The sequence below is a fragment of the Acinetobacter sp. 1125_18A genome (genome assembly GCF_052824985.1).
In genome coordinates, this window is sequence record NZ_VTDG01000004.1 from 441,978 (window position 1) to 449,141 (window position 7,164).

Sequence of the window (7,164 nt, forward strand, 5' to 3'; positions counted from 1 at the left end):
ATTCAGGATTGTTTTTATAAATTTTGAGTTTTTTTCTCCAAAGCAGTATAGGTTTTATCAAAATTTTTATATATAGAATCTATATTAGATTCAATCAGAGAACACTTTAATTTAAACATTTCATTAAGATCATTTTCGATTAAAAAATCTTCTCTAATTTTGATTGTGCTTTCTAATTCAATTATTTCACTGGAATTAGTTCCTGTATTATTTTTATTGAGTTTTTTAGAATCATAATTCAATAAAACTGGGTTAGCTACATCATCAGTAAAATCACCAGATTTAATTTTATAAATTGTATTTCTTAATTTTGAATTTTTATTAGTGAAATTTTCTGCATATACAAAGTGAACATCAGGATTTAGCTTATTAAGATTATTATTCCTTAAATCAAAAACTTCATTTAATCTATTGACACGACCCATAAGGTTTATTAGTTTCTTTGAGTCTAAACCATAAGTATTTAAAATATATAAATTATCAATTGGAAGATTCACGCCTTCCAAAATAACAGAATTAGAAACCAAATATTTAATTTCAAGTATATTCTTAAATTTATATTCAAGATATTCTTTAATTATATCAGGTAATTTACCATGTAAATATACTAATCCTTTTTTTATATAATCAACGCAATAGAAATCCTTATGGACATTTTCAGATAAACTTTTGCTAATTACCTCTAGATCTTTAGATGTATTGTAGCTTTTATTAGAACAAATTTTTTCTGCAAGTAATTCTACACTTTTAGGTTTTCTTAGATAAAAAAAGTTTTTATTTTTTTCATTGAAAAAAATATAATCTAAATAATTTTGATATTGTTTAATGTCATAATATTTATTAAAATATCTATTGTAGATGTAATGAATTTGATCTTGATCATAGAGATGAATTGATGGTTCCTTAATATTAAAATCAATCTTTCTCTCAAAAATATTCTGATTGTAGCTGTACTTAATGTTTTCAATATTTGAAATTAATGGCGATAAATATAGGATATTGCTTAATTTGTTTCTAAATTTATTTCGCCTTATTAAGCGTAATAATAAAATACTTCTTACATCATTATCCATTAAATTATGTGCTTCATCTATTACGAGAAGATCAAAACTTAAATCTTTATTTTTACTTAGTAATCGTAAAGCTCGTTCTTGAGTGAATATCGAAATAAATTCATTTTCTCCCATATACATTTCATCATGAAAAATTATTTTTCTTTCATTAAATAATTCTTTAACAGTATTAAAAGTTTGTGTTAAAAGAGATTTTGTTGGAACGATAATAGCAATTTTTTTATATTTCCTTCTTCTTAAAAATTCTTGAATAAGTTTGCTTTTTCCAAAAGATGTTGGTGCAATATATGCTTTTTCTTCAGTGGAGGAATTTAATAAATCGATTCTATTGTTTTTTTGCTTATATGTTTCAATAATACCATCAAATTCATATTTATCAACTCTTGCATCAGAAACTATTTGAGATAAGTTAACTAAATTAATTAAATTTTTTTCAAAAATAAATCTAGAAATTGGATACCATCCCATGTTTACTGAAATATCATACAGTGGAGTATAGTAATTGTTAACTAAAGCGACTTTAAGAATTATAAAATATGCAAAAGAAAGGCAATTTTTTTCCTTTTTATCATTTTCATACTTTTTTATAAAAAGAATAGAGCAGCTTAGTAAAAATGTTAATTCACTTTCACTGAGTTTTTCTCTTAAGAATAATTTTTTTATATTTTCTGAAAATACTTCATCATCTTTTAATTGTGATAAATTAATCATTTCTTTGTTTCCGATTCTAAAAAATCAATAAAATTCAATAATCTTAATTTGGTAAGTGTTATTAAATCAATTTTTTTAGCTGTGAAATTTTTTAATTGATCAGTCGAAGCTAAAAAATCATTAATAAAATTATCACTCCAATGACTATCTAAAAATATTGTTGAGCAAGGGATTATATTGTATTGTTCAATATTTCCAAATGATTCATCATCATATAAGTTTGCGAGAGTTTTTATTTGTTTTTTTAAAGAGTCTCTAGCTTTTATATCACCATGACTTGCATGATTATATGCATTTCGCCATGGATTATTATTACCTTTATCACTTGAGCCATCAAAATATTTTTTTAAATCAGCATAAGCTTCTTTTAGTTTGCTGATATGAGATATACCAGCTGTACTTTCAAAACCGGACTTACTTTCTAATATATACATTTCATTTTCTTTTGTGTAAACACCATCAAACCCTTTTTTTATTGATGTTTCTTCTAAGTTAAAAAAAGAAATTCTTGTTTATAATTGCAATCATTTAAATATAAATGTATAAAAAACTCTGCTACAGCACCCATTCTTGTAGTTTCATGTTTTTTTAATATAAATTTTAGTAGTCTTTTTTTTACTCTAGTAATATCTTCTGAATCACCTCCCTCACAAATTTTAACTAAGTATTTATTTATTAATTCTATTAGTTTCTTATCGTAAGTATTTATCTTTAAGACGTGTAAATTTCTTCCTGTTTCTATTTCTTTTGAAAAAACTTCCATACTACCTCATAAAAAACTTTAAAGTTTTATTCTAAATAGATTTTTCACCAATTTTGACCTAAAAACATGTTTTAAGTTTTTCTATGGCTGTTCATTAAAATATAGATTTTATACTATTTTTTTTAATTTGTGTTAAATATTATACCTTCATCTAATTCAGTATTTTTGATTTTAGGAAATGAAAATTCCGTATAAGTATTTTACAATACAAGGTGTTTACCAGTATAAGCATTATAAGATTTACAATCCACTATGACGGTACTTTAGAAGTAAGATAGTTACCTTGCCGTGACTTTAGATTCGTATACTCAAGGTGATCAAAAGCTCAAATATGAAATTTTAAATAGGTTCGCTTCATTTTTGTTATAATTTTGACTTTAAAGCAAATAGCTAAAAAGTTAAGAGTTTTACTATTATCAATTACAAACGATTCAGATACTTTACAATCCCCCCATCCCTTTGATGAAACATAATATTTTTATCTAATGGTACCTGTACTGCTTTAAGGATCTATAATTCAATCATTTGTAGTTCAATAAGTCTATTTTTATCCTCTTAGTATGGATCTTCATAATAAAACAAGAACAAGAACAAGAACAAGAACAAGAACAAAGTATAAATGTTGAAAAATGGGATATGGGGCACAAATCACATTTCAGTTAAAAAAAGCTGATTAAACGATAAAGCAGATGATTTCTAAAATATATTGAAAAATGGCCATTCTAAAATCACAGACAATAAAAAACCACTTAGGATTAATGCACCTAAGTGGTTGTCTTATTTGGTGGGCCCGCCCAGACTTGAACTGGGGACCAACGGATTATGAGTCCTGAATTTTTCGAGTTTACTACTGTTGATCAATGTTGATTAAAATTATATTTTATCTTTAATTTTAATAGCTTACTTGATATCTGTATTTATCAGTGTTGACTGTTATTGATTTAATTTGCTTACATACCGCTTACACAGAGTTCGATGTAAGCAAATGAAGCTAAAATTCACAACAAATAAGGTAGCAAAGCTAGAAAAACCAGAAGAAGGTAAGAATCAAGTTTTTTACTGGGATATTGATACGCCTGGTCTTTCTGTGCGAGTTACCCAAAACGAGAATAGATCTTACATTTTTCAAAGTCGAGTTACAGGCAAAAGTTTACGCATAACTGTGGGTGATGTAAATGTCTGGTCGCTAGATGATGCACGAAAAGAAGCAAGACGCTTACAGCAACTTTGTGATCAAGGGATAGATCCAAGAAGAAACAAGGCTGAAGAAGATCAGAAAAATGAAAATTTTGCTCAAGAAAAGCAAAATGAAAAAATAACTTTTGGTGATGTCTTTTTTGAATATGTAAACGCGAATAAGCACCTGTGGTCAGAGAGACATCTTAGAGATCATATTGATCTATCTCACCGTGGTGGTGAAGAGAAAGTACGCGGGAAAGGTTTAACAATACCAGGGGTTTTAGCTTCGATACTTGATGTACCACTTGTAAAGGTATCATCAGATACATTGATTGCTTGGCAAACAAAGGAAGCAGAAACGAGACCTGGAAGGGCAGCATTAGGATTTAGGATTGCTAGATCTTGTATAAATTGGTGTCAAGAGCATGACATATATATGCACTTGATCGATGCTAAAGTGCATCAAGCCAAACGAGTGCGTCGAGCAGTGCCAGTTTTGAAGCCTGTAAAAAATTCTGTGCAGCGCAATCAATTAAAAGATTGGTTTTTAGCTGTAAATGAAATCCCAAACATAATGCATAAAACTTTTCTACAAATTAGTATTTTATGTGGGCCTCGCTCTGAATCAATGCGTTCTTTGACCTATGCGCAAGTTGATTTTAAATGGAAAACAATAAGCATTTGGGACAAAGTAGAGCAGGAAAATCGTATTATCCCGATGACTCCTTATGTTGAAAAGCTTTTATCACAATTGCCAAAACACCCTGAGTCAGATTTTGTCTTTTGGTCAGAGCAATCGGAGTCAGGACATATTACAGATATTCGAAACAGTTATTATGCAGCTCTCACAGAAAAGGGCCTGCCAAAATTTACTATCCATGATTTGCGTAGATCATTTTCAAACTTAGCAGAGTGGTTAGATATACCAACTGGTGTGGTTGCTCAAATTATGGGGCATAAGCCAAGTGCCACAGCAGAGAAGCATTATAAAGATAGACCAGTCGATCTTTTGAGAATGCATCATACAAAAATAGAAAATTGGATTTTAGAAGAAGCTAAGATATATAACATGAGAGACAAAAATGCCTGATTTATTTCCATCATTTTCAGTATTTGAGTATATAACTTTATTTTTAACGATAATGTCTTGTTTAGCAGGTATATTTGCTGCTTTATATACGTATTTATCTTATTTTTTATCAACAAACTCAAAAAAAGATACAGTAAAGAAATATTTAGAAATAGAAGAATATTATAGAAATTTTATAAATATCCCATCAAGCGTAAAAACGAACGAATTACTTAAAAAAACTGCAATATTATCTGTTAACGATGGGGTAGATCTACCACTAGAAATTACTGATAGTTTGACAACAAAATACGCGTCTGAATACTTTTATTTAGTTTCAAAACTAAAAAGGACTTCAAGGTATTTTGAGGTAAATGATAATGTTATAAGTTGTAAATATACAGAAAAAGGATTAATTAAAAAGGGAGCTTTATGGGGGGTTCTGTATTTGATCTTTGGGTGTATAGCTGTTTATCTTATACAAACTTACAGTTGGTACCAAGAGACATTTACAACAGGAAAATATGATTTAAATTTTATAAGTACATATATATTAATCACAGTAATTTGCTCGGTAGCATCAATTACATCTTTAGTTTCAATTTTTCATATAATCAATGTGGGTGAGGTTTCGAAAATTATTAATAAAATAAATATAAAAAAGGGGCTTTAAGCCCCTACCAAATTTCGAATATCTGTCAATCGCCACTTAGCACCATTTCCTGTCATTACAGGTTTTAGATCACCTTTACCTTGGCTTGCCCAGACTCTAAGAGTGTTTGGTTTATAACCAAGTATTGTTGCTGCATCCGTGGTGCTTACAAGACTGGCGCCTGAATTAATGAGTTGGGCTAATTTCTCTTCAGGCTTTAGTTTAATTGCTCCCATACTATTCTCCTCAACTGACCGTTCTTTTGGCTTGTGCAAATACCTGTAATTCATTATGTCTTTTTAATTCTGCAGCTGAATTCATCTCACCAACTCCACATTTCAAATGTAATAACTACTAAACAGTTCGTATAAATCATGATTTCAAGCAACAAGAGAAATATTTCCATTAAGATTTACCTCTGCTGTTATGTAATCGGGTGAAGCTAACCAAGGAAGAATTGGCCCAAAAGATGGCTTATCGATTCAAGATCACGATTTGGTTATCACATCAGGTTATTACGAGCTTGATCAAAGCTGAACAGGTCATTTCATTTGGTGGGTACGTAAAGCCTAAGGTCGGTGAATTATGACCACTATAAATCACCCGCTTATTAGATATCACGGTGGAAAATTTCGTTTAGCATCATGGGTAATTAGTCATTTTCCTAAACACACTTGCTATACCGAAGTATTTGGTGGGACAGCTGGAATTCTTTTACAAAAGCCACGCGCTTATTCTGAGGTTTATAACGATCTCGATGGGGACATCGTTAATTTATTTGCAGTACTTCGCTCTGAAAGAAATCGCACCAAGTTAATCGAGCAATTGATTTTTACCCCATACGCTAGAGGTGAGTTTGAGCTTGCTTGGGAGTATACCGACGATGAAATAGAACGTGCACGACGAGTCATTATTCGTGCACAAATGGGATTTGGTTCAGCAGGAGCAACTAAAGGTAAAACAGGCTTTCGTATAGATACAAAACGAAAATACGGCACTGCACAATCATTATGGCGTGAATATCCTGAACATTTAGCTTTTATTGGTCAAAGGCTATCAGGTGTGCTTATTGAGAATCGTCCAGCTGTTCAAGTTCTTAAAGATCACGATGGGCCAACAACACTCCATTATGTAGATCCACCATATATGCATGAAACACGTTGTATAGGTTCTAATGGGCACTACTATCGCTTTGAGATGGATGACGCACAGCATCTTGAATTACTTCAAACATTAATAAATCTTGAGGGAATGATTGTGCTGTCAGGGTATGAGAGCAGTATGTATGACGATTTTCTAAAGGGATGGACCAAGAAAACCACTCAGGCACGTATAGCTTCAAATCGTGGTGCCGGATTACGAACAGAATGCTTGTGGATTTCGCCAAATGCACAATATACCGACTTATTTGGAGGTGTCCTATGAGTTTAGATGCAACTGTATGGGCTTGGAAAACAACTGTGGATGGTGCTAGTCAAAAGCTAGTACTTCTATCACTTGCTGATCGAGCTGGTGATGACCATAAGTGTTTCCCAAGTTTAAAACGGTTAGAGAAAGACACCACTTTAAATCGCAAAACGATTATCAAAGTTTTAGACGAACTTGAGCTTAAAAAGTTGATTAAATTTACAGGTGAAATTAAAGGAAATGGCGTAAAAGTCTATCAATTAATTGGTGTCTTTGGACGTGAAGATAATTCAGATACCAATACCAAAAA

The 7,164-nt window shown here is 30.7% G+C and carries 8 protein-coding genes; 4 read left to right on the forward strand and 4 right to left on the reverse strand.

Annotation, left to right across the window (positions count from 1 at the left end):
• Nucleotides 1-14: 14 nt before the first annotated feature.
• The 3 genes from FY049_RS10175 to FY049_RS10185 are packed head-to-tail and all read right to left on the reverse strand — an operon-like array spanning nt 15 to nt 2,547.
• Nucleotides 15-1,784 (reverse strand): DEAD/DEAH box helicase, encoded by a 1,770-nt coding sequence (locus FY049_RS10175; RefSeq protein ID WP_446083675.1) that lies wholly within the window; start codon nt 1,782-1,784, stop codon nt 15-17.
• Entirely contained in the window at nt 1,781-2,218 is a 438-nt protein-coding gene (locus FY049_RS10180) for a hypothetical protein (RefSeq protein WP_446083676.1), read from the reverse strand. The genes FY049_RS10175 and FY049_RS10180 overlap by 4 nt, the downstream gene beginning before the upstream one ends.
• A gap of 53 nt (nt 2,219-2,271) precedes the next feature.
• Nucleotides 2,272-2,547 carry a hypothetical protein gene (locus FY049_RS10185; protein ID WP_446083677.1) on the reverse strand — a complete coding sequence of 92 codons (276 nt, stop codon included), beginning with the start codon at nt 2,545-2,547 and terminating at the stop codon, nt 2,272-2,274.
• A gap of 985 nt (nt 2,548-3,532) precedes the next feature.
• Between FY049_RS10185 and FY049_RS10190 the strand changes: the two genes are divergently transcribed.
• The gene (locus tag FY049_RS10190) at nt 3,533-4,816 is read left to right on the forward strand and encodes a tyrosine-type recombinase/integrase (RefSeq protein WP_446083678.1); all 1,284 of its coding nucleotides are present in this window, start codon (nt 3,533-3,535) and stop codon (nt 4,814-4,816) included.
• Nucleotides 4,809-5,468, forward strand: a complete 660-nt coding sequence (locus tag FY049_RS10195; protein ID WP_446083679.1) for a hypothetical protein — start codon at nt 4,809-4,811, stop codon at nt 5,466-5,468. The genes FY049_RS10190 and FY049_RS10195 overlap by 8 nt, the downstream gene beginning before the upstream one ends.
• Here the strand turns inward: FY049_RS10195 and FY049_RS10200 are convergent.
• Nucleotides 5,465-5,683, reverse strand: a complete 219-nt coding sequence (locus FY049_RS10200) for a helix-turn-helix domain-containing protein (protein WP_234623910.1) — start codon at nt 5,681-5,683, stop codon at nt 5,465-5,467. The genes FY049_RS10195 and FY049_RS10200 overlap by 4 nt on opposite strands.
• Nucleotides 5,684-6,032: 349 nt before the next feature.
• Here FY049_RS10200 and FY049_RS10205 point away from each other — a divergent pair, with 349 nt between their 5' ends.
• The gene (locus FY049_RS10205; protein WP_446083680.1) at nt 6,033-6,872 is read left to right on the forward strand and encodes a DNA adenine methylase; all 840 of its coding nucleotides are present in this window, start codon (nt 6,033-6,035) and stop codon (nt 6,870-6,872) included.
• Nucleotides 6,869-7,164: helix-turn-helix domain-containing protein (locus tag FY049_RS10210; RefSeq protein ID WP_446083681.1), on the forward strand; the 296-nt coding region annotated here is incomplete at its 3' end. The genes FY049_RS10205 and FY049_RS10210, both read left to right, overlap by 4 nt.